Source organism: Bacteroidales bacterium (assembly GCA_014860585.1).
GTDB lineage: Bacteria > Bacteroidota > Bacteroidia > Bacteroidales > 4484-276 > RZYY01.
In genome coordinates this window covers 1-21881 of the sequence record JACZJL010000137.1, presented here as the reverse complement: position 1 = coordinate 21881, position 21881 = coordinate 1, and the positions used below count along the sequence as shown (strand labels likewise).

19 protein-coding genes are annotated in these 21881 nt (G+C 44.3%); 2 read left to right on the top strand and 17 right to left on the bottom strand.

Annotated features, from left to right (window positions below; all coding sequences use genetic code 11):
- Positions 1-13 precede the first annotated feature (13 nt).
- The 12 genes from IH598_14300 to IH598_14245 all read right to left on the bottom strand — a co-directional run bounded on the left by IH598_14300 (position 14) and on the right by IH598_14245 (position 12012).
- The gene (locus IH598_14300; GenBank protein ID MBE0639686.1) at positions 14-1087 is read right to left on the bottom strand and encodes a type II asparaginase; all 1074 of its coding nucleotides are present in this window, start codon (positions 1085-1087) and stop codon (positions 14-16) included.
- Positions 1088-1131: 44 nt separating this feature from the next.
- Positions 1132-2592 carry an aspartate ammonia-lyase gene (locus IH598_14295; GenBank protein ID MBE0639685.1) on the bottom strand — a complete coding sequence of 487 codons (1461 nt, stop codon included), beginning with the start codon at positions 2590-2592 and terminating at the stop codon, positions 1132-1134.
- 19 nt (positions 2593-2611) lie between these two features.
- Positions 2612-3967, bottom strand: coding sequence for an anaerobic C4-dicarboxylate transporter (locus IH598_14290; GenBank protein MBE0639684.1), 1356 nt, complete (start codon positions 3965-3967; stop codon positions 2612-2614).
- 131 nt (positions 3968-4098) lie between these two features.
- Positions 4099-5490, bottom strand: a complete 1392-nt coding sequence (locus tag IH598_14285) for a DUF2252 domain-containing protein (protein MBE0639683.1) — start codon at positions 5488-5490, stop codon at positions 4099-4101.
- 56 nt (positions 5491-5546) lie between these two features.
- Entirely contained in the window at positions 5547-5909 is a 363-nt protein-coding gene (locus IH598_14280) for a response regulator (protein MBE0639682.1), read from the bottom strand.
- Between the two features lie 267 nt (positions 5910-6176).
- Positions 6177-6665: an SHOCT domain-containing protein gene (locus tag IH598_14275; GenBank protein ID MBE0639681.1), complete on the bottom strand. Its 489-nt coding sequence runs from the start codon at positions 6663-6665 to the stop codon at positions 6177-6179.
- 95 nt (positions 6666-6760) lie between these two features.
- Positions 6761-7375 (bottom strand): response regulator transcription factor, encoded by a 615-nt coding sequence (locus IH598_14270; protein ID MBE0639680.1) that lies wholly within the window; start codon positions 7373-7375, stop codon positions 6761-6763.
- Positions 7365-7928 (bottom strand): GHKL domain-containing protein, encoded by a 564-nt coding sequence (locus tag IH598_14265; protein MBE0639679.1) that lies wholly within the window; start codon positions 7926-7928, stop codon positions 7365-7367. The genes IH598_14270 and IH598_14265 overlap by 11 nt, the downstream gene beginning before the upstream one ends.
- Before the next feature lie 87 nt (positions 7929-8015).
- On the bottom strand, positions 8016-9242 hold the full coding sequence (locus IH598_14260; GenBank protein MBE0639678.1) for a hypothetical protein: 1227 nt from the start codon (positions 9240-9242) through the stop codon (positions 8016-8018).
- Between the two features lie 162 nt (positions 9243-9404).
- Positions 9405-10442 (bottom strand): AI-2E family transporter, encoded by a 1038-nt coding sequence (locus tag IH598_14255; GenBank protein ID MBE0639677.1) that lies wholly within the window; start codon positions 10440-10442, stop codon positions 9405-9407.
- A gap of 109 nt (positions 10443-10551) precedes the next feature.
- Positions 10552-11253 carry a PorT family protein gene (locus tag IH598_14250; GenBank protein ID MBE0639676.1) on the bottom strand — a complete coding sequence of 234 codons (702 nt, stop codon included), beginning with the start codon at positions 11251-11253 and terminating at the stop codon, positions 10552-10554.
- Between the two features lie 123 nt (positions 11254-11376).
- Positions 11377-12012 carry a hypothetical protein gene (locus tag IH598_14245; GenBank protein ID MBE0639675.1) on the bottom strand — a complete coding sequence of 212 codons (636 nt, stop codon included), beginning with the start codon at positions 12010-12012 and terminating at the stop codon, positions 11377-11379.
- A gap of 190 nt (positions 12013-12202) precedes the next feature.
- Here IH598_14245 and IH598_14240 point away from each other — a divergent pair, with 190 nt between their 5' ends.
- A complete protein-coding gene (locus IH598_14240; protein ID MBE0639674.1) occupies positions 12203-15067 on the top strand; it encodes a hypothetical protein in 2865 nt (954 codons plus the stop codon).
- A 5-nt stretch (positions 15068-15072) separates the two neighbouring features.
- Here IH598_14240 and IH598_14235 read toward each other — a convergent pair whose 3' ends face one another.
- From IH598_14235 to IH598_14220, 4 genes are read right to left on the bottom strand one after another with little or no spacing between them, the layout of a single operon-like run.
- Complete coding sequence (locus IH598_14235; GenBank protein ID MBE0639673.1) at positions 15073-17064, bottom strand: tetratricopeptide repeat protein; 1992 nt, start codon at positions 17062-17064, stop codon at positions 15073-15075.
- Positions 17065-17078: 14 nt separating this feature from the next.
- On the bottom strand, positions 17079-17528 hold the full coding sequence (gene moaC / locus IH598_14230; protein ID MBE0639672.1) for a cyclic pyranopterin monophosphate synthase MoaC: 450 nt from the start codon (positions 17526-17528) through the stop codon (positions 17079-17081).
- Positions 17529-17552: 24 nt separating this feature from the next.
- Entirely contained in the window at positions 17553-18353 is an 801-nt protein-coding gene (locus tag IH598_14225; protein ID MBE0639671.1) for a radical SAM protein, read from the bottom strand.
- Positions 18337-19509, bottom strand: a complete 1173-nt coding sequence (locus tag IH598_14220) for a molybdopterin molybdotransferase MoeA (GenBank protein MBE0639670.1) — start codon at positions 19507-19509, stop codon at positions 18337-18339. The genes IH598_14225 and IH598_14220 overlap by 17 nt, the downstream gene beginning before the upstream one ends.
- Positions 19510-19677: 168 nt before the next feature.
- Here IH598_14220 and IH598_14215 point away from each other — a divergent pair, with 168 nt between their 5' ends.
- Complete coding sequence (locus IH598_14215) at positions 19678-20217, top strand: hypothetical protein (GenBank protein ID MBE0639669.1); 540 nt, start codon at positions 19678-19680, stop codon at positions 20215-20217.
- Between the two features lie 698 nt (positions 20218-20915).
- Here IH598_14215 and IH598_14210 read toward each other — a convergent pair.
- Positions 20916-21881: hypothetical protein (locus IH598_14210; protein ID MBE0639668.1), on the bottom strand; the 966-nt coding region annotated here is incomplete at its 5' end.

Here is a 21881-nt window from a genome sequence, read left to right as displayed (position 1 = left end):
TCTTGTTGGTTGATTAATACTCGATGAAGATCCTTTGTAAGTCGTCTCTGCTTCTCTCTTTAAGTAAAGCCAGCATCAGCAATACTCTTGCTTTTTGGGGATTGTGTTCATCCGACGATACCGATCCGTATTCTGCATCATTAATTTCACCCTGAATCAATACAGCGCCAAGCGGAACACGCGAAGCCCTTACCACATGCACTCCCTGAGCTGTAGCTTTTTTCACTGCTTCCAAGGTTCCTGCATTCATGTTTCCATCGCCTACACCGGCAATCACAATGCCTTTTGCCCCGGCTTTTACCATATAGTCAATCAGGTCGGGCGATGCATCTGCGCAGGCATAGAAAATATCAACCCTGGGTAAGGCCTTAACGCCATCCACCGAAAATTCGCTTTTTACCGTGTTAATACCGGCTGTGGTATTGAAGAATCTTACCTGGCCGAAAATCACCGACCCTAGTGGGCCTACTTCAGGCGACTGGAATGTTTGTACCGGGGTAGTCATCATTTTTTTCACCCCATAAGCTGAATGGATCTCATCGTTCATCACCACCAGCACTCCTCTTCCTTTGGAAAGCGGGCTTGATGCAACAGCTACCGCATTGTAAAGATTGAGCGGGCCTTCGGCACTTAACGCCGTGGAAGGACGCATGGAACCTGTAAGTACAACCGGTTTTTCGCTTTTCACCACCAGGGTGAGGAAAAATGCGGTCTCTTCCTGGGTGTCGGTGCCGTGGGTAATCACAATACCATCCACCTCATTGGTTTTAAGTAGTTCGTTAATGCGGTTGGCCAGATCGAGCCAGACCTTCACGTTCATGTCCTGAGAACCTACGTTAGCCAACTGTTCACCTCTGAGATTGGCCAAATCCCTGATGTTGGGAACGGCATCAATCATGGCGTCAATCTTAACCTGACCTGATGTGTAGGCCGATCCGGTTGAACTGGCGCCGGCGCCGGCAATGGTTCCACCGGTAGCGAGGATGACAACATTGGGTTTTTTGGCAGTTTGTGCACATGCAACAATGCTTAAGGTCAGCATGAAGACCATAAGCAAATTTCTGAAATTTAATGTACTTTGTCTCATAAAATTTAGTTTTTAAATGATTGATAAAATGATTGATAAAATGATTATTTCTTTTGTCCGGTCATTGCAGCCGGGTCTAACAGTTTTTTGATTTCATCCTCGGAGAGTAATTTCTTTTCACGGATTAATTCGAGAATCCCTTTATCCGTTTCAAGTGCTTCTTTGGCCAGTTCGGTGGTTTTTTCGTAACCGAGCACCGGGTTCAGCGCTGTGACTATTCCAACACTTCTTTCAATATTACGGGTTAAAATCTCCTCATTCACTGTAATTCCTTCGATACAGTTTTTGCGGAACAACGGAACGGTTTTATAAAACAATGCCTGAGACTCCATGATGGCAACGGCTACAACCGGCTCATAGGCATTCAACTGCAGTAGTCCATCGCGTGATGCAAAGGCGACGGTAACATCATTTCCCATGGCTTTGTAGCACACTTCATTCATCAATTCGGGCATTACCGGGTTCACTTTGCCGGGCATGATGGAAGAACCCGGTTGCAATGCCGGGAGATTAATTTCAAAAATGCCGGTGCGGGGACCTGAAGCAAGGAAGATCAGGTCGCTGCTGATTTTTGATAGCGTAACAGCCAGGTTTTTCATGGCCGATGAATACATAACAAATGCCTGCATGGAAGATGTAGCTGCAATAAGATCGGGTGCGAGGGTGATGGGTTTGTTCATCAGTTTGGCCAGGTGATTAGCACATACCACATCATAACCCGGTGTTGCTGTAATGCCGGTTCCAATGGCGGTTGCACCCATGTTAACCTCATACAAATACTCCTCAGTTTTACGCAAAACATTGATTGCAGCATCCAACTGGTTGCCAAAGGCATGAAATTCCTGACCAACGGTCATCGGCACTGCATCCTGCCCTTCGGTACGTCCCATTTTCAGTACCTCTTTGAACTCTTCTCCTTTCTGGTGAAATGCTTTTGAGAGCGCTTCCAGTTCCCTGATTAATTTTTCATTGTGGAGGATCAGCGCGATATGAATGGCGGTTGGGTAAGCGTCATTGGTGGATTGTCCCATGTTCAGGTCATCGTGCGGTTCGATGTACTGATATTCACCTTTTTTCTTGCCCATCATTTCCAGTGCAATGTTGGCGAGGACTTCGTTAGCGTTCATGTTGGCAGATGTTCCGGCGCCGCCCTGGTATAAATCTACAAGGAACCACTCGTGGTATTTTCCATCCATTACAGCCTGGCAGGCCTTTTCGATAGCAACGAGTTTCTCCTTGCTGAGTCTCCCTTCAACATCATGGTTGGCGCGTGCAGCAGCCAGTTTTACAATGGCAAATGCTTTGACATAATCAGGATAAAAATTGGTTTTCACTCCACTCACCTGGAAGTTTTCGAGCGCCCGCATCGTTTGTACGCCATAGTAGGCGTCGGCGGGGATTTGCTTTTCGCCGAGCAGATCTTTCTCGGTTCGTGTTTGTGCGTAGCTGCTCCACCCAAGTAACAGAGTGGCTACAACCAGGCTCATTTTAATAATTAATTTCATAAGCTAAAAATTTAAATGTTTATAAAATAATGGATTGTAAAACTAAACCGGCTATGACTGCCGCCGCAGTGGTGACGAGTCCCGGTAACATAAAACTGTGATTTAAAACATATTTTCCGATCTTAGTCGTACCTGTTCGGTCGAATTGAATAGCTGTAAGCAGTGTGGGATAGCCCGGAATGAAAAAGTGGCCATTTACCGCAGGGAAAATCCCGACAAGGTAGGCCGGGCTGAGCCCCAGCAGCAGTCCAAGCGGCATCAGTGCTTTGGTGGTGGCTGCCTGGCTAAACAGGAGAATGCTCATGGTGAAAAGGGCAATCGCAAATAGCCAGGGATAAGCAGTAACCAGTTGTCCCAGGTTTTCTTTGATTACTTCATAGTTGCTGTCCATAAAGGTTCCGCTCATCCATACCACTCCAAAGACTGCAATTGTGGCCTGGCCTGCGGATGCAAACAGGCTGGCTTTTGTTATCTGGGCTGCTGTGGTATTGGCAATAAGAATGATGAGGCCGGCAGCCGCCAGCATGATCATCATGATCATCGAAGGCATCTGAACAATACCGTCTGCATTCACCGCAAAACTCGCTTCAAAACCTTTGATACCGGAAAAGCTGGGGAGCAGCGAAGGGAATGAGCCCAGCGCTACAACGGCCAGCACGGCAACACCAAAAATGATCACCGACTTAACAGCGCCCGGTTTCAGTGGGATGGTTGTATCTTTTCCTTCACCTGCATTGATGAGTTGGGCAAAGGCAGGGTCTTTCATTTTTTCGATAAATTCAGGGTCTTTATCCAGTTCTTTCCCTCTTTTCAGCACGAAGAGAATGCCAACACCTACCCCAATCAGGGTTGATGGAATACAAATCATCAGGATATCGGATAATTGCACACCGCTTGCCACCAAAACAGTGAGTAATGCGGCAGATGCAGCCGAGACCGGACTGGCGGTAATCCCCATGTGAGCGGCAGTCACACTCATACTCATGGCGCGTTCCGGGCGGATGCGTGCTTTGATGGCCACTTCAGCAATGATGGGGAGGATAGAGTAAGAGATGTGTGCAGTTCCTGCAAAGAGGGTGAAGAAGTAAGTAACGACTGGCCCCAGGATTGTTATCTGTCCGGGATTTCTTCTCAGAATTTTGCCTGCAATATTCACCAGGTAATCCATACCACCGGCTGCCTGCAAAGCTGCCGCCGCTGTTACCACGCTCAAAATAATCAACATCACTTCGAGTGGGGGATCGGCAGGAGGTAACCTGAACACAAAGAGCAGAATGAGCAACCCGATCATACCCATCACACCCAGTCCGATGCCCGACATACGGGCGCCGATGAAAATACATACAAGTAAAACAGTCAGTTCAAGAAAAATCATAATCAGTAATTGTGTAAACCTATTATTATTAATTGTTTAGTATCAGCAAGAAAACACCCTGAATTTGATTTTCAACAAATGGAATTTTCTTGCTGACAGTATTTACTAGTTATTTCTTCAAAATTAACTACTCATTCTTTCACCGATGCAACTTTTATCCTCCCTGTCTTTGCTGCATGAAGCAGTGCCTCATAATCAGCTTCAGTCTGATCAGCATAAGCCATAGCAAAGCGATACATGGCATGATCCAGTTCATCGCTTTTTCCAACATATCCCGAAATCATGGCAGCATCCCCTGATTTGGCATGTGCCAGCGCCAGCGCCCATCCGCACAGTGCGCCATATTGATAAAGGTTTTCGATCCGGACAGTTTTCGGATCAAACTCAACACCACCTTTCATGTCGCGCAATTGCCTTACATAAAAATCAGTATCACCCATTTCGAACCATCCCAGAAAAATATCAGGCGCTGCCTGCAACAACCGTTGGCCAATAACAACTCTTTGTCCCTGGTTTGAATAGACTGATTTTACAACATAAGGCTCAAGTACCGAAGGTTGAGCCTCTTTGATCTGCAGAAATAGAGGGTCCTGGTCATGATTTCCGGTGAGGAACACAACCCAGCAGCGGGTTCCAACACTACCCACACCCACTACTTTTCTCACTACATCTACAATACGATAATTTTTTAAAATGGCTTTGCGCTCATCCGCAAGGGATTCGAAATAGGAGTCGAGAAACATTCCCAGGGCTTCTTCAATTGGGGTACCATCCTTTGTGTGAGTTTCTCTAACAATAAAAGGAGCGTTGACACGGAGGCGGTATTTTTTATCCACCAGGTCGGCAAGTTTACCCAGCACCTGCATATGAGTGCGCTCATGGGCTTTATTCACCATTTTTTGTGCTCCTGCTTTGGCTGTTCCGGTAACTGATTTTAATACATCTTTCTCACTGATGGTGGCATACCACAAATCGAGGTAGCCCATGTGGGCATATTCGTGCATTTTTTCACGGTACGATTTCACTGTGGCCAGCACGCCTTCTTTGGCAATACTTTTTTTTGCGCCAAGAAATCTTCCTGCTGCCACGATGCTCGCCACAAGCCGCTTTAAATCCCATTCCCACGGTCCCGGGATGGTTTCATCAAAGTCGTTGATGCCGAATATAAGGTTCCGTTCGGCTGAGGCAAATACCCCGAAATTGGCCAGGTGCATGTCGCCACAGGCCTGTACTGTTATTCCTGTTGGCTGGGCACCCGCAGCCAGGTCGGCAGCCATGACTGCTGCACCTCCGCGTAAAAAAGCGAAAGGAGAAGTAAGCATCCTCGCATAACGAACAGGTACCAGCTCTTCGAGACGGGTCTTCGCCTGTTCCTCCAAAATCGAAACCGGATCAACCCGGTTCGAAACAGGACTGTATTCCCCCTGAAGGTCGCGCGGAAAGTTCTTTCGCAGCGCTTTGCCTGCTGCTATGCGCTCCTCTATGGTCAGGCGTTTCGATTGAAAGTGATCTAATAGTTCCATCATGCTTTAACTTACAGGTGTGCAATGACACAAAAATCATTACTTTAATCCCATCGTTAGTGGTTATAAATTGGTAAAGCGTATTTTATAATGTCAATCAGCGCATCACCGTCAACCGGTTTCCGCAGGTAGGCCAATACGCCGTACTTTTTTGCACAGTCGCGGCTAAACCGGTCATCAAATGCAGTAATCATTACCACAGGAAAGTGTAATTTTTTATTTTCCAAATACTTAAGCAGATCGCATCCGGTCATGCCGGGTAGATGATAATCGAGGATGATTAAGTCAGTGTCTGTCAGTTTACTTTTTTCCAAATACTCTTCGGCACTTGGGTATGAGTTACTCGCAAATCCTCCTGCCTTTAGCAACATATCAAATCCTCGTCTAACATGCTCATCATCATCTATTATGCAAATCATACAGGTTAAATTTATATGCTGTAATTAATTTCTGCAAATGAAACCTAAAAGAATGGATATTTCAATAATACCTTTGTTCTATGCATCATTCAAGCAACAACTTGTAACAGTCGGTGATGAAAAGGAATAAGGAAAATGCCCGGGAAGTAAAAGGTTGAGGGCTGTCAAATCGAATGAAAAACTGGTTTAAAAAATCACTAACTGATTAACAATGAACTATTTATTTCTTTAATGCAAAAAACAGGTTAAAGATTGAAAGACAATGTCCTATTCCCACTTTTCCATCAGTAGGTTTTTCTTTTTGTCGAAATCATCCTGGGTGATGATTTTTGCATCCAGGAGTTCTTTCAGTTGTTTTAGCTCTTCTACCAGCTTGGCTTTGTCAGAGTCGGCAGCATTGAGGTTGTCCAGTTTGGCGCTTATTTCCTTGTAGGTAAGTTGAATTGCTGTAAGTGAGTCCTTTGTTGATGAGAGTAAAAGGGCAGTTGCATCCATACTTTTGGCCAAAGAATCCAACACATCTGAGGCATTTTCGGGATTGAAGTCATATTTAATGACTTTGTCCTTTACGGCAGAATAAACACCAAAATAGGTTTCGCGTTCTGCTGTAATGGAATCCAACTGCCCGGAAAGAAGTTGATTGACGTTGGTCAGAGAATCAATGGTAACCTTTTCAGGATCAACTTTTCCTTTTTTCTGACTAAATGCCGGGACAACAAAAACAAGCATGAGTAAAAAAATCATTAATTTTTTCATTGCAGTAAATTTTAAGTAATTTATTAAATTGAAAAACAGTAAAATAAACTGCAAAATTAGCCCGGGGAGGACGGCCTTACAATAGTACCATGGTGTTATAGCAAACCCGCCTTTTCAGCGAGATGTACAATTTCGGCAACGGATTTTACGCCGAGTTTTTCGGTAATTTTTCCGCGGTGGATTTTTACGGTCTGTTCGGCAATATTAAGTTTTCCTGCAATTTGTTTGTTCAGTAGTCCGGTGATCAGCAGGCGGAATACATCAAATTCGCGTGGGGTAAGTTTTTTGATTAAACCTTGAATCCGGTCGGTCTCTGCTATCTGGCTGACTTTAGTCCGGCTTTCATTGATGGCTTCCTCCACCGCTGCAAGCAGTTGCAGGTCATCAACCGGTTTTTGAAGGAAATTCACAGCGCCTTTTCTGAACGCCTGAACACTCATCGGGATACTTCCCTGGCCTGTGATGTAAATAATCGGAAGGTGAGCAAATTTCCTTTTGATCTCTTCCTGCATGTCAAGACCTGATCTCCCTTCAAGAAATACATCAAGAAGGATGCAGCCCGCCCCATCAGCATATTCTGTTGACAAAAACTCATCGCCACCCGAATAGGTTTCAACCTCATAACCGGCCGACATCAGAAGCAATGAAAAGCCCTGCCTTATTGATTTGTCATCATCAACAATAAACACTTTAAATTTTTCAGGCGTCATGATCATAGATTTTAAGGCTAAACGAAAATTGCGCACCGCCATCAGGCATATTTTCAGCCCGGATTGTCCCCTGGTGGTCCTCGATAATGGCCTTGCTTATCGCTAAACCTATTCCCATTCCGTCATTTTTCGACGTCACGAATGGCTTAAATAACCGCCCGATGATCTCAGGATCAATACCTCTGCCATAATCTCTGACTGAGAGGGTAATGTTTCCGTTCTCCGGCAAACCGGACATAACGATTTTCTTTTCACCAGTTTCCGATGCTAAAACGGAATGCGTAGCATTGGACAATAGGTTCATAATCACCTGTTGCATCTGAATGCCGTCGGCAAATATGTAAACCGGCCGATCAGGCAGCCGGACAATCAGTTCGATGTCATAATTGGCAGTTCCAGTGCGGAAAATATCACTGATTTCGATGATCAGTGCATTGATATCTGTCTTTTCTTTTTCCCTCCTTTCAAGTTTCATCATACCCCTGATGCTGCTCAATATTGATGCAGTCCGTTTATCATCCTCTACAATACCCTGAAGAATTTCCTTCAGCAATTCAGGAGTGTAATTACTTGAATCAATGAACCTTATGCCTGCCTGGGCAGTGCTTAAGATGGATGTGAGCGGTTGATTTAACTCGTGCTACAACGAGGCGGTGAGTTGACCTATACGAAGAATCCTGTCTTCACGAATGAGCTCCCGGTATTTGGTTTCATTCTCCCTGATCTGCTGTGTCAAAAGCTGTTGTTTCCGGTTTAGAAAGATTAACCTGACTATCAAAAGGGTTTGAAAAAGAAGAAACAGAACCCCACCAATAAAAATCCACCGGTATTTATCAAAAAAGGTGATTTCCTCAAAATAGATTGAGCTGCCTTTCGGGAGTCGTTTTGAGCCAAGCAACCCCCACTTGTTAAGCTCCCTGAAGTCGAACATATACTCGTAATAATCATTTCCATCATATTTGATTGATCGAGGATTTTCGCCATTCAGCACCCTGACCGCAGCCTCACCCACGATCATCGCCACTTTTTCAAAATTCATAATGTATCCTCCAACGGCCCCATCGCCAAAACCAATCGAAGAATAGGTGAAAACCGGGACATTGGCTGCACGACAGATCAACCGGATAGCCTCAAAATTGTAATAATTCACCTGCTTGCTGTCGAGGGAGAACCTGGGAACAATGATGATACTATTGTCCGGCATTTGCCCTACCATTTTTAAAATCTCAGCCATTGCCATGTTTGTAAAAAAGTCCACTTTGATACTGCTATCAACTTTTACAGCCTCCTGCCTGGAGATCGAAAAGAAAAACTGATCATGTGTTGAAACACCGCTGATGATATTGATTGAACTGGTCCTGGGGAAGATAGAAAGCATCGTTGTGATCGTTTTATCAATCTCAAATTTCAAGGGAATTACAACCGTTTTATCGTTTAATGAAATTTCCCATGGAAATCCATAATCCGAAAGATCATAATCAAGCGAAACGGCAGGGAGATTGAGGAGATAGGGTTCAGCATACTTTTTCAAAGTTCCTGCAAGGTTTACGCCAATACAGATCAGCAAGTCAATTTTTACATCCCTGAATTTTTCGTTGTAAGGTTCAAACTGTTCCCTGGAAAAACTTTCGTTTGGATATTGGTCCATACCCAGATATTCGGGTTGGAGGGTATAGTTATCGCCAAATTCTTTTGTCAACTCAGCATGGATTCCTTCGAGAATAATCCTGTAAGCAGGAGTGGTGGGTTGTAATGAAAAAAGAGCGAGGATATTTTTACCGGCATAAGGTTGATCATTATTAGCAATACCTTTACCGGACACTAGTAGAAGCGAAATTACTAAAATGATAAATGTCTTACCGGTCATTTTAAAATGCATCAAATTGGACCAATCCTTCAATTTTTGCAAAATTATCATTTTCTGGTTGGTAAAAATCAATCAGACCAATGCTACTTTAGACTTTCACACAGGAAAGCGGATAAAAATCTTAAAGTTTTTCAGATTTTTTGCAAATAGTCAACAGTCCTTTCATTCTCCAGCTAAAGCGGCGGGATTAGCTTCTTCGATTTCACCGTCCGATTCGATCCATGAAATAAACAGCTTATACCCCAGCGACATAATGATGGCGCCGGTAAACAGCCCGCTGAACCCGGTAAAAATGAATCCCCCGATCACCCCGATGAAAATCACCAGCATGGGCACCGGGGCGCCTTTGGCGAGCAAAATCGGACGTAGAATGTTGTCTGAAAAACCGATCACAACCAGCACTATAGCCCAAATGATCGCTGCCAGCACTGATTTAGTAGCAAAGAAAAAGATGATGACGGGTAAAGTGACGAGGAATAGCGGGATTTGCAGCACCGCCAAAATGAATACAAATAATGTCCAGATGCCGGCATACGGAACGCCCGCCAGAAAAAAGGCAACGCCATGCATGAGCGCAAGGAGCAGCGCAACACCGAGGATACCTTTTACCACATTACCCACGGTCTTCATGGTTACATCGGCAAACTCATCACCGCGCGCTCCTGCCAATTTCCTGAAAAATTTCCGCACCGGCTCACCGGCTCCTTTAAAGACAAGGATGATGCAGGCAATGATGAAGGCAATCAATAACTGGATGACGCTCCCGGCTGCACTGAATATCCCTTTGGCCAGTTTTGTTCCCAGACTTGTCAACTGATCCTGATATTTGGCAGCGGTTTGTGCCAGGTTAACCGAAGCAGTTTTCCATAAATTGTAAAGCGATTCACCTATGATTGGCCAATCCCTTACTTTTTCGCTTGGTGGAGGGATTTTTAATGTTCCTTCATCATAAGCTAACTTCACCTCCTTAATTTCATGAATCAGGGAATCAATCAGCAACCATGTTGGAAGGATGATGAGCACCAAAGCAGCAATTACGATGATGAAAGATGCCAGTTTCGGTCTGTCCCCCAGTTTCATGGATATCCCGTGATGTGTTGGATACAAAGCAAGCGAAAGGATCAAACTCCATAAAATGATGTTCGCAAACGGCATCATAATCATCAGACACCACGCAATGATCAGCAAAAGCACAAACAGGCGGATCGTGGTGTCATACACCGAATTTTTGGTCAGTTGATTTTCCATTGCAGATTATTTTAAATTAAGTGAATGAAGTACCTCATCATTAATCCTGAACCAATAGGCGCTATTCAGGCTGCGGCCCGGCGCCAATCGGGATTCTGATGAAAAAATAAAAGGCAGAGTTTTTAATGGTGTAATCTGGATTTTTACTTACGTCCACCAACCCGTAGTAATAGCTGGCGCCCGCGCTCATACTTTTGATTTTCTTTTCAAATTTATATCCTGCTCCCACCATAAATCCCGCATCAATCCGCTTGTATTCGTCCAGCACGCTTTTGGTGTAGGTGAGATCCCCATCCAGTTTGGTGGTTTCAAAGATATCAACTGGTTTATAAATAAGTCCCAGCTGCGGGCCAGCTTCGGCGTACCACCGGTTGTTGAACCGCTGATGAAAAAGGATAGGAACGTAGAAGCACGGGATTTTTTTTGTCAGGGAACCTCCCTGGTAAATGGTATCAAAATTGGCATCTCCCAATGGATACACCGGCATCCCTTTTGCGCCGACATTCGATTTCACATGCACCCCCGTGCTAAGGTACGAGCTGTTCTTAAGAAGAACGTGAAAATAAAATCCCAGGTCGAAACTGTTCAGCCCTTCCGAGGTGCTGATGTCGGTGATGTACGACCGGCTCATACCGCCTGCAAGCCCGAACTCGATTTTATCCGTATTCAATGCCTCCCCAAAGATCAGAGAGATCAGAACCTGGGCGTTCATGGTTCCTGAAAGAAGAATAAGGAATAAAAAAGGGATAGTTTTTTTTGTCATTGTAGCGAAATTATAGATTTAACGAATAAGATTCAACAAAAGTAATTAATAACAGAACCAAAGGTTTTAAAATTTTACGAACGGCCCTTCATAAGGGGCTAAATTCACCTTATTTACTCTATGCTATTTACTGATCAGCCCTTCCTCCCGTAGTTTATTGAGGATGGTTTTTGAATAATTCTGAATCATGCTTTCGATGTCAGAGGGGTTGTAGGCTTCGGAGTGAATGGACCATACCAACTTGTCGCTGGCCACATCAAAGAAGTTGGTTTCGAGGTAATAGGTCTTATCAGTAGAATAATAGCTTGGAGAATACACAATTGGGTAATAATAGTTGTAGTAACCGTAGTAACTTCCGTAATAGCCATAATTCATCGGAGCATAGGAACTTCCCTGGTTAAAAGTTTCAACGGTTTTTGTGTCGAGGAGTGTTACGGTAAAAACCCCGTCACAGCCCAGCCAGTTGATGTTTTCGACCAGATGATCTTTGGTTATCTGGTCTTTACCCGAAAATGAAGGGGGATAAAGCTCACTGTTCAACACCACTTTTCGCCCTCTCGAAACAAAAACATCGGCCAGTTTGTTTTCAATGAGTGGAGCATTGGATTCGTTTGGGATGATCACAAAAACGTAAATTGATTTGTAGGGTTCATTCTTTATTGCCTCCTTGTTGACCCAGTAGCTGGTCACTTTTTGGGGAGTTGTGCACGATGACAATAACACGGCGATCAGGAAAACGAGATAAAAAAGCTTTTTCATGGGATTGATTTTTTAGATAAATGAATGTGATTTTCTTATGCTTTTGAGTAGTTCAAATAAAAGGCAAATATGGGACTTTTTAAATTGGAACAAAGAAAGAAACAGTGGTTTAATAATTTTTCAAGTAATTTTACGCTTGAATTTTACCGACAAACTAAATAGCTGCTGTTAAAAATTTAATCGTTCAAGTATGAAACCATCATTATTTACCATCCGTCGTTTACCGTTGAAAATATTAATTTTAATCCTGTTTATTCTGGTTATCAGCATTGGATCTTCTCTTTCTTTTGCTTCATCACCAACTGAAACGACCAGGGCGCCTTTCGAATTACCTGCGATTTGGGAATACCAGACAAATACCGATAATCCTCATTTTATCATTGTGATGTTGGGCGCCAACCCGCGGATCAATGATATCCCAATCCTCCCCGGTGATTTTATAGGTGCTTTCTACACCGATAATAATGGCCAGAAAAAGTGTGGAGGAGCTGATTTTTGGCTGGGGGATGCCAATATTATTTTTCCGGCTTTCAGGGATGATCCGGATACTCCTCAGAAAGACGGATTTGCACCTGCTGAGTTGATGACTTTTAAAATTTTTTCCTGGACAACCGAGAAGGAATATGACGTTAGCCTGGTTGCCTTTGATCCCAGTTTTGCAACAACCAACAAGTGGTATCCTTTGGGGTTAAGTTCGATCATTAATATGGCTGCCTTCACAGTGTTTGATGTGTATGCCACTGCCACGCCCAACCCGGTTTGCATTGGAGATCAGGTTACGCTGAGTGCCGAAATATTTGTCGGAACCACCGGAAATTATACCTACTCATGGACATCCAATCCACCGGGTCTTACATCAAATCTACAAACGTTTACACATACTCCTACAGTCAATACTACCTATTTTTTAACGGCTACAGATGGTACAAATACTTCCCAGCATAGTGTTTCTGTAACGGTGAATACGCCACCCGGGGTAAGTGCAGGGAACGATGCAACCATTTGTGCCAACCAAACTGTAGCGGTCAGTTCGGCACCATTTAACAATTCGGGTGTAATGTGGTCGTCCAGCGGTGATGGGACATTCAACAATACTTCGTTGATAAATCCGACCTATACGCCCGGCCCATCCGATAAAACAAATGGAAACGTTGTGCTTACCGTCACTTCATTGCCGCTTAGCCCTTGTACTCAAACGGCATCCGATAACCTGAGCGTTACTATTATACCTCTGCCATCAGTGAATTTACCGGCAAATTTAGGGGTGTGCAGAACACAGCCGGTGATCGTAACTGCAGTTGCTTCAAATTATTCAACCCTGCAATGGACAACCAATGGCGACGGAACATTTACAAGCCCCACTTCACCCACAACACAATACGTACCCGGCAGTTTTGATCTAGCCCTGGGATATTTTACCTTAACCTGCTGTTTAAATTCACTCTCAGGATGTACAGGTACTGCCTGCGGTTCAACGCTTGTTACATTAAACACTGCGCCAACCGTCACCTCTCCGTCAAGCAGAAAGCGATGCGAAAATGTTGCCGTACAACTGAACAGTGTTGCCACAAATTACAGTTCGATTTTATGGATCACCGCGGGTGACGGGAGTTTTAACAATCCTGCTTTGCTCAACCCGATTTATTATTCTGGTCCCAATGATAAATTAAATGGCGGTACCATTGTAACGGTTCAGGCTTTTGGGAACGGCGCCTGTATTACTTTTCCGGCGACCAGCAATACCACTATCATCCTCGATCCGTTGCCCAGGCTCAATCCGGGCGACATCAGTGTTTTCTGCAAGGGATTTCCAATTCAACTGAACGCTACAGCCCAGTATTATGGAACAATCTCGTGGTCAACTTCAGGGAACGGAACTTTCAGTAATACTTCCATTCTTAACCCGATTTATTACCCGGGAAGTCAGGATCTGGCGAATAATGGCGTAAACCTTACGCTGACAGCAACAGCACTGACCTCTTGTACCGGTTCTGTTTCGGCAATTCTTGCCGTTCAGCTGGTGACCGGCACGCAGGCTCAAATCCTTACTCCAACAGGACAACAGATTTGTGTCGAAAATGCTTTATCGTTAAGTGCAACAGCATCGGGCTATACTTCCCTGTTATGGACTACAACCGGAGATGGCGCATTTGATGATCCTACCACCCTCAACCCGGCCTATTTGCCTGGGCCGGTGATTGATTATTCCGGCAATCCCATTCAGTTGAAGCTTACAGCTTATGCTCCTTCCAGTTGCGGCGCCAATGCAGTAAAGACCATCCAGATAACATTTGTTCCTGAAGCAACGGTAAATGCCGGTGTTGACGCCACCATCACAGAACCTGCTGTTTTTACAAGAACTGCAACGGCCAGTCATTACAGTTCTTTACTCTGGCAAACATCGGGTGACGGCCAGTTCAGCAGTTTAAATACACTTTCCACATCCTATACCCCAGGCGCAGCGGATAAAGAAAATGGATCGGTGGTGCTGACGATTTCAGCATTCAATATGGCAAACTGTTCAGGTTTTATTGCTGATCAGGTCAATCTTACCATAAAAAGGAAACAAACCATCCAACTGGCTGCAGGCTGGCAGGGGTTATCTTCTTTTGTAATACCCGATAATCCTGACTTTGTGCAAGTGATGGCGCCTATTATTAATCAATTGCAGATTGCCCAAAATATGACACAGGTTTACTGGCCGCAATATGGGATAAATACGATCCAGGAGTTCACCGGATATGATGGATATAAAATCAAACTCAGCGCTCCGGCAACTTTAGAAATTACAGGATCTGATATTCATCCGAAAAACCTTGTAATTCCTGTGGGTTGGAGCATAATGCCCGTACTTTCGGGGTGTAATGTTTCAGCTTCTTCCATCATTTCACAATTAGGAAGTAACCTGGTTATCATTACAGAAATTGGCGGTAACAATGTAATCTGGCCTGAACAGGGGATTTATGGGATTGGTCATTTCATACCGGGAAAAGCTTACATGATCAAGGTTTTACAGGAAAGTACCATTACTTTTCCTTCATGTGCAACTCCTTAATTTTGTCAGTCTTTACAGTACCGTTTTATCACGTTATAGGCTTCTGGAATACCCAGTTCACCGGCTTTACTCAGGTCGAAGCAGGCCTCATGGTTTTGTTTCTGGTAAATCAGTGTCAGCGCACGATTATAAAAAGCTTCCGCGAATTCAGGGTTCAGGGCGGTGGCGATAGTATAGTCTTTTATGGCGCCGTCGAAGTCGCGCATCCTGTTTTTGATATTTCCACGGTTGTAATAGGCAAAACTCATACCCGGGTTCAGTTCGATTACCCTGTTATAATCTTCCAGCACCGGTCCAAAATCGGGTATCTCCTGCTCGCGCTCAGTTTGAGTAACAGTTGATCCATCCATTAAAAGAATGATTGTCGGATCGGTTTGATCGAGCGAATACTGATGCTCGATGAACTCGAAACGGACGTTGGCACGGTTGAAAAAGGCCTCTGCATAATCAGGCATCAGTTCAATGACACGGTCAAATGCTGTAAGTGCCTCGCTGTAGTTCAAGATCATCCAGTTTAGTGTGCCCTTGATAAAGTAGTTGTCTGCATCAAACGGATTGAAATACATGATGCTGTCCACTCTGTTCGAAATTCGCTGAGCGTCCCGTGGATTTAGATTTACATTTCCGGGTGTAATGCCAAGCGAATAGGTTTCGTCATTGTAGCGGAATGTGTTTATAGGTTTATAGTTGTAACCGGTCCGTTGCTGATCAGCCATTAACTTTTTCGTGTCATAATAAAGGATCATAATATTTGGCCTGAGTTCGATGAGCACGCGCTGATGCTGAATCCGGCCATCTTCAGGGTTGAATGCATTGAAGTCGGCCTCAAATTCAATAATCCTTTTCAAATAGGTAGAATCCGCTTTATAAAACTCATTGATTGACCCGAAGTCATCACCATCATTCACAGCATCAATAATAGCCATGGCCAACTCGTAATCCTCATTTGCCCCTTTCAGGTCTTTGAGTTCCTGCTTTGCAGAGGCTCTTCCCATATACGCTGCCGCGAAATCGGGGAAAAGATCTATGGCTCCGGAGAAATCCCGGATGGCTGCATCGTAGTCTTCCAGTTTAGTATTCACCCATGCCCTGTTGTACCAGGTAAAGACGTTATTGGGGTTAATTTTCAGCACCTGATCAAAGTCATTGAGCGCCCCCCGGTAGTCTTCCCTGCTGGCTTTGATCAGCGCCCTGTTGTAATAAGTCAGGTCGTTGAACGGATCAATCTTCAGTACTTTATCAAAATCGCGGAGCGCAGCTGCAGTATCTCCTTTATTGATAAGTAATGCACCACGATAAAAATAGGTCAGTGGATTTTTTTCATCCAGTTTGATGGCCTGGTCAAAATCCAGAACAGCCTCATCCAATTGTCCGGCTTCTTTGCGGAAAAGCCCACGCCGGATAAAAGCATCCACAAAATAGATGTTCATCCTGATGGCCTGGTTACAATCTTTAATGGCAGCATCAAAATCGCCATTCAACCCTTTGGCGATGGCCCGGTTGAGGTAAGCCTGCTCGATGTCGGGGCGGAATAAGATAAGGGTATCAAAATCATTGATTGCCCCTGCATAATCTTTCATCCTGATTTTCGTCATGCCGCGGCTAAAGAGCACATTTGGATTATTTGGCCTTCGTTCGAGCGATTTGCGAAAATCATCGAGGGCGCTGTGGTAGTCGTATAGGTTCGAATTCACTACACCTCTGTAGTAATAGGCTTCCGGGTTGTAGCTATCGAGCATAATGGCGCGGGTAAAATCAAATTCGGCGCCTTTCAGATCGCCCAGCGAAAGTTTTGCACGTCCGCGGAGAATGTGGGGTTCGGAAAGGTCAGGCCGCGCGCGGATTAAGATGTTGAATGTTTGGATGGCTTCAGTATATTTTTCATCAACCAATTCCCGCATCCCTTTATTCATGAAATGCTCAACATTAAGCTGTGACCAAAGCAGCTGGGGCGATGCAATGATGAGGATCAGTGCTATTTTTCTAATGAAAGTCAAATTCACTTCGTTTGTCAGGCTTTGGTTTTTTCGATCAGTCTAATGTCTGAAATGACCATCTGCTTGTCCACTGCTTTGCACATATCGTAAATAGTGAGCAGGGCGATGCTAACAGCCGTGAGGGCTTCCATTTCGATTCCGGTTTTACCGGTGCATTTGGCAAAAGCTGTTACAGCGACGCCGTCTTTTTTAAGTTCGGTTTTAATGTCTATTTTGGTTATGGCCAGGGGGTGGCAAAGGGGGATGAGTTCACTGGTGCGCTTTCCGCCCTGTATTCCGGCAATTTCAGCTATTGTGAGTACATCTCCTTTTTTCATCTGGTTCTGCCGGATCAGTTCGACGGTTTCCGGGGCAAGACGGATGAACCCGGTGGCGGTTGCAGTGCGCACCTGGTCGGGCTTATGAGCCACATCCACCATGCTGGCTTTGCCGGCTTCGTCGATATGCGAAAGTTGGTTTTCCATGGTTGTTTTGTTCAAACTTATTTATTAACCGCCAATATTGCTGAATTGTTTCAAATGGTTCACAGTTCCAGATTCAGGTTTATCCACTATGGCCAGGCGCAGTGCCAGTTCTGCGCCAAGTTCGCGGACATCATAACCAAGATCGCTGAAAAGGCAGGGTAAAATTTTCCCGTCGGAGGTCAGCCTGAGCCGGTTGCAGAGCGCACAATTGCCGCCATCGCCACCTTCCACAACACTGAAATTTCCGGTTTCGAGATTCATCTCTTTAATAAACCGGACTTTCAAATCATTTTTTTTGCAGAATTCTTTAATGGCTATTGCATCCGGTTCATCCGACGACTCTTTAACCACACAGTTGATCTTGATAGGTAATAGACCGGCAACTTTTGCTGCTTCAATTCCTGCAAAGACATCTTCAATATTCCCAAAACGGGTGATTTGCAGGTATCTTTCGGGGTCGAGTGTATCTAGACTGATGTTTACCCTTTGCAGACCGGATTTTACAAGGTCGTTGGCAAATTTGGAAAGCAATGTACCGTTGGTTGTCATGGCAAAATCTTTAATTCCCTCTATTTCACCAATCATCCGCACCAGGTCAATAATCCCTTTTCGCACCAGGGGTTCTCCACCGGTAATCCTGACTTTGTCAACGCCAAGCGCAACGGCGGTTTTAGTCAATTCGACAATCTCATCGAAATTCAGGATGTCCTCATGGCGCAATAGTTTGATCCCTTCAGCCGGCATGCAATAGGTACATCTCAGGTTACATTTGTCGGTGACCGAAATGCGCAGGTAGTTTATCTTTCGCCTAAATTTGTCGTACATCAACCAATTCTCCTTTCAACAAGGTTGTTTTTCCGATTTCGATGGCCAGGATGCCCTGCGCAGCCACAAAAGCATGAATATGCGCCGATCCGTGGTATTCGACAGGGAACACCAGTCCGTCTTTGAAATAAACAGGCATCAGGGTTTTGCGGGTGGTTTTTTTTCTTGTGTACGTTTCGCCCATCGGGAGGGTGATCATAGATGGCTGGTAATCGTGCCCCATTAATTTGTGGATCAGAGGTTTTACAAGCAATTCAAATTGTACGAAAGAGGAGACCGGGTTCCCCGGCAACCCGAAAATATATTTATGCTCTTTCACTCCAAAAACTGTAGGTCGCCCGGGTTGAACAGCTATACTTTTAAACCGTATCGTGATCCCAAGGTCTTGCAGAACCTTTGGCACATAATCAAATTCACCCATCGAAACACCCCCCGTGAGGATAACGATGTCGGTGTTGGAAAGTGCTGCACCTATTTTTTCGCGGGTGTCTGCTTCAGTGTCCCTGGCAATTCCGAAATAACGAAATTCGGCTCCTGCGGTGATAATTTGGGCAATCGTCTGGGTTGAGTTGCTGTTTCTGATCTGTGAAATGGCGGGATTAACATCAGATTCAACCAACTCGTCACCCGTTGAAATTACACCAACCACCGGCTTTTTGTAAACCACAGGTTTAGCAAATCCAAATGTGGCAAGGATGGCCAGCTCCTGCGGTCTGAGTAAAGTTCCTTTTTTCAACACCAACTGGCCGGCATGGATATCTTCTGCAGTGTAACAGATGTTTGCTGAGGTCTTCCGGCCTGTAAACCTGATCTTGTTGCCGTCTGCTTTTTCAGTATCCTCAACCATAATAACCGTGTCGGCGCCTTCCGGTATCATGGCGCCGGTCATAATCTGTGAACATTGACCCTCACTGATTGCATTGACTGGTCGCCTTCCGGCAGCAATTACTTCCACTACTTCCATTGCCTCTCCTATATCTGACCTTTTGCAAGCATAACCATCAACAGCACTTTTATTAAATGGCGGCATGTCCATATCAGCAGTCGCATCCTCAGCCAGAATACGCCCCACTGCGTTTTCGAGTGTTACCCGCTCTGTGGTTTGTCCTTTTGCTGAATTGATGACGATGTCGAATGCTTCGTCAAAAGTGATCATGAATCAAATTTTTGCAAAGGTAACCGGTTTAATGATTTATTGTTGCAAATCCCTTTTGCAATTTGCTGTTAACCTTTTTTACAAAAACATTTTTAGCCAAATTCGTCTCAACGAATTTATTATTCTAATTTTGCATTGATTTTAGTATTCACTTAACAATTTATCATTATGAAATCGAAAATCTTTTTTTTGATGACTGCCTTTACAGGGCTATTTTTATTGCAAGGTTGTGAAGACGATCTTCTTGATGTCACTGAATCTTTCACTTACGAAACCGAATTGGTTGTATCCTCCAATGATCTTACCTACACTGCATCTGAGCTGATTGACCTGTCTGCCGATGTTGACCTGATCAACCAGTACGGCGACAAGATCAAGGATATCGAAATTGAAGAGTTGAAATACTGGCTGACGGCATTTGTTGGAAGTGCTGAGCAAAAGATTGTGAACGCTACCGTTGTGATAGCAGACGAAAACGGGAACGATCCAAAAACGATCGCCAGTGTGACCGATCAGCTGCTGCAACCACTGCTGAACAACCAGACCGATCTCACACTGAACCAGGAAGGTGTTGATAAACTGGCGGATTTGATTCAAAACCCACCCCACAAGTTTAATCTGACATTTACAACCACTTCCAATGAAGTACCGCTGGATTTTACGGTAAAATTCAAGTTCACCATTAAAATGACGGCTAATCCGCTTTAACAGTATTCGCAGTTAATCGAATTTCAAAATGCCCCGGCTGTAATTTGCTTACTGCCGGGGCATTTTTATTTGTTTTAGTAATAAATTTGGTGAAATTCGGAATAGGTATATTTTGGGAGCAAAACTTTACCTCCACTAAACTGGTCTACAGTAGCCCTTTGGACAAGTAAATCTCAAATAATCAATAGATCAGAAATCCAAAAAGAGAACTCGTCTATTGATGATGAGCAGTTTAGGTGCTTAGTTGGCAAAACTAACTCCCGTACGTACAGGATTGTTTACATTGATTGACTTTTTACTTGCCCCTCCGATGGGGCTGCCTGCTAATCCACAAATGATCTCTTCTCTGAGCCGTAGAAAAGTTTTTACTCTGCGGTTCTTTGCGCCTTCTTTGCGCAACTCTGCGGTAAAAAAAAGGTTAAACCGCAGAGAATCGCAGAGTTTTTTCGCAGAGAACCGCAAAGCTACAGTTCCAACAAGCTGTTAGCTCTAAATCCGATTTTTTTCGGTTTTGTTTACCCGTCCGATCGGGTCAAATGGTTGGACTTCCTTCTCATCCCCGAAGGGTTTTTCTCTGAGCCGGAGAAATTTAGTATTTTAGTTTCGTATTTATTTGTGTTTTATCATTTGTCTTTTTCCTATGGATGCCTTCGGCAGAAAATTCTGCCAAAAAATAAATAAACAGGAAATAGGATACCTTAAAAACCTTGTCCGATGCCGAGATAAAACCCATTGTCTTTTCGTGCAAAGGCAAAATCAAGCCTTAAACGGATATCGCGCGATGGAATGATATTGAAATAAGTGCGTAATCCTCCGAAATGCAGCCAGACCGAATTTCCAATTTTTTCTTTTGATTCGAACGTTTTCCCGGTGCCAAAATAACCGCCGAGACTTACAAATTTCCAGACATCCTTTCGCACTTCAACCTGAGTGGTGATTTCTGAGTTATTCACATATTTCCCGTAACGGTAACCCATAGCATGGTCACCGCGGCCATAGGTAGCCATCTGGTGATAGGACAATTCTCCCCATCCTTTCTGAAAGTAAAGATGCCAGGCAAGTGTGAGGTTCCTTTTCCCTTCAAAAAGGTTATGATAACCATTTACCCATCCGGAAATACTGCTGAAATCCTGTGATTTGGCGAAAATTTTATCCGGAAGCTGCAAGGTGAGATTGGCATAGTACCCCTTTTTGGTCCAGAAAATATTATTCCGGTTATCCCACACAAAAGTGGGAACAAATACACTTACCTTATCCTTCTCTCCCGGTTTAATCCCCGACCGGCTCATTTCGTCATTTTCATCAGGATTGCCTTCATCAATAAAATGACTATTAAATGCATATTCAAGCCCGGCATATAAACCTGAATAAATTTTCCTGTAACAACTCAGCGAGATACTATTTACAGCATCTCTTGTCCAAAAATAATTGGAGGTGTCGTTGCTTACTACTGATGTATCCCTTCCAACCCCAAAAAACCTTCGGTTCATGGCGCCCGTCCCGACCGTGGCAAATGCCCTCCATTTATTTTCACCCCAGTAAATGCTTTGCCTTGCTGCAAGTTGCCAACTGCCATGAAAATCAAAATAGATCAAAACGGCTGTGGAAGATGGCGGTGAAAGCTGATCATCTTTATCGAGGTTGTAAACAATCATGGGTAAAAT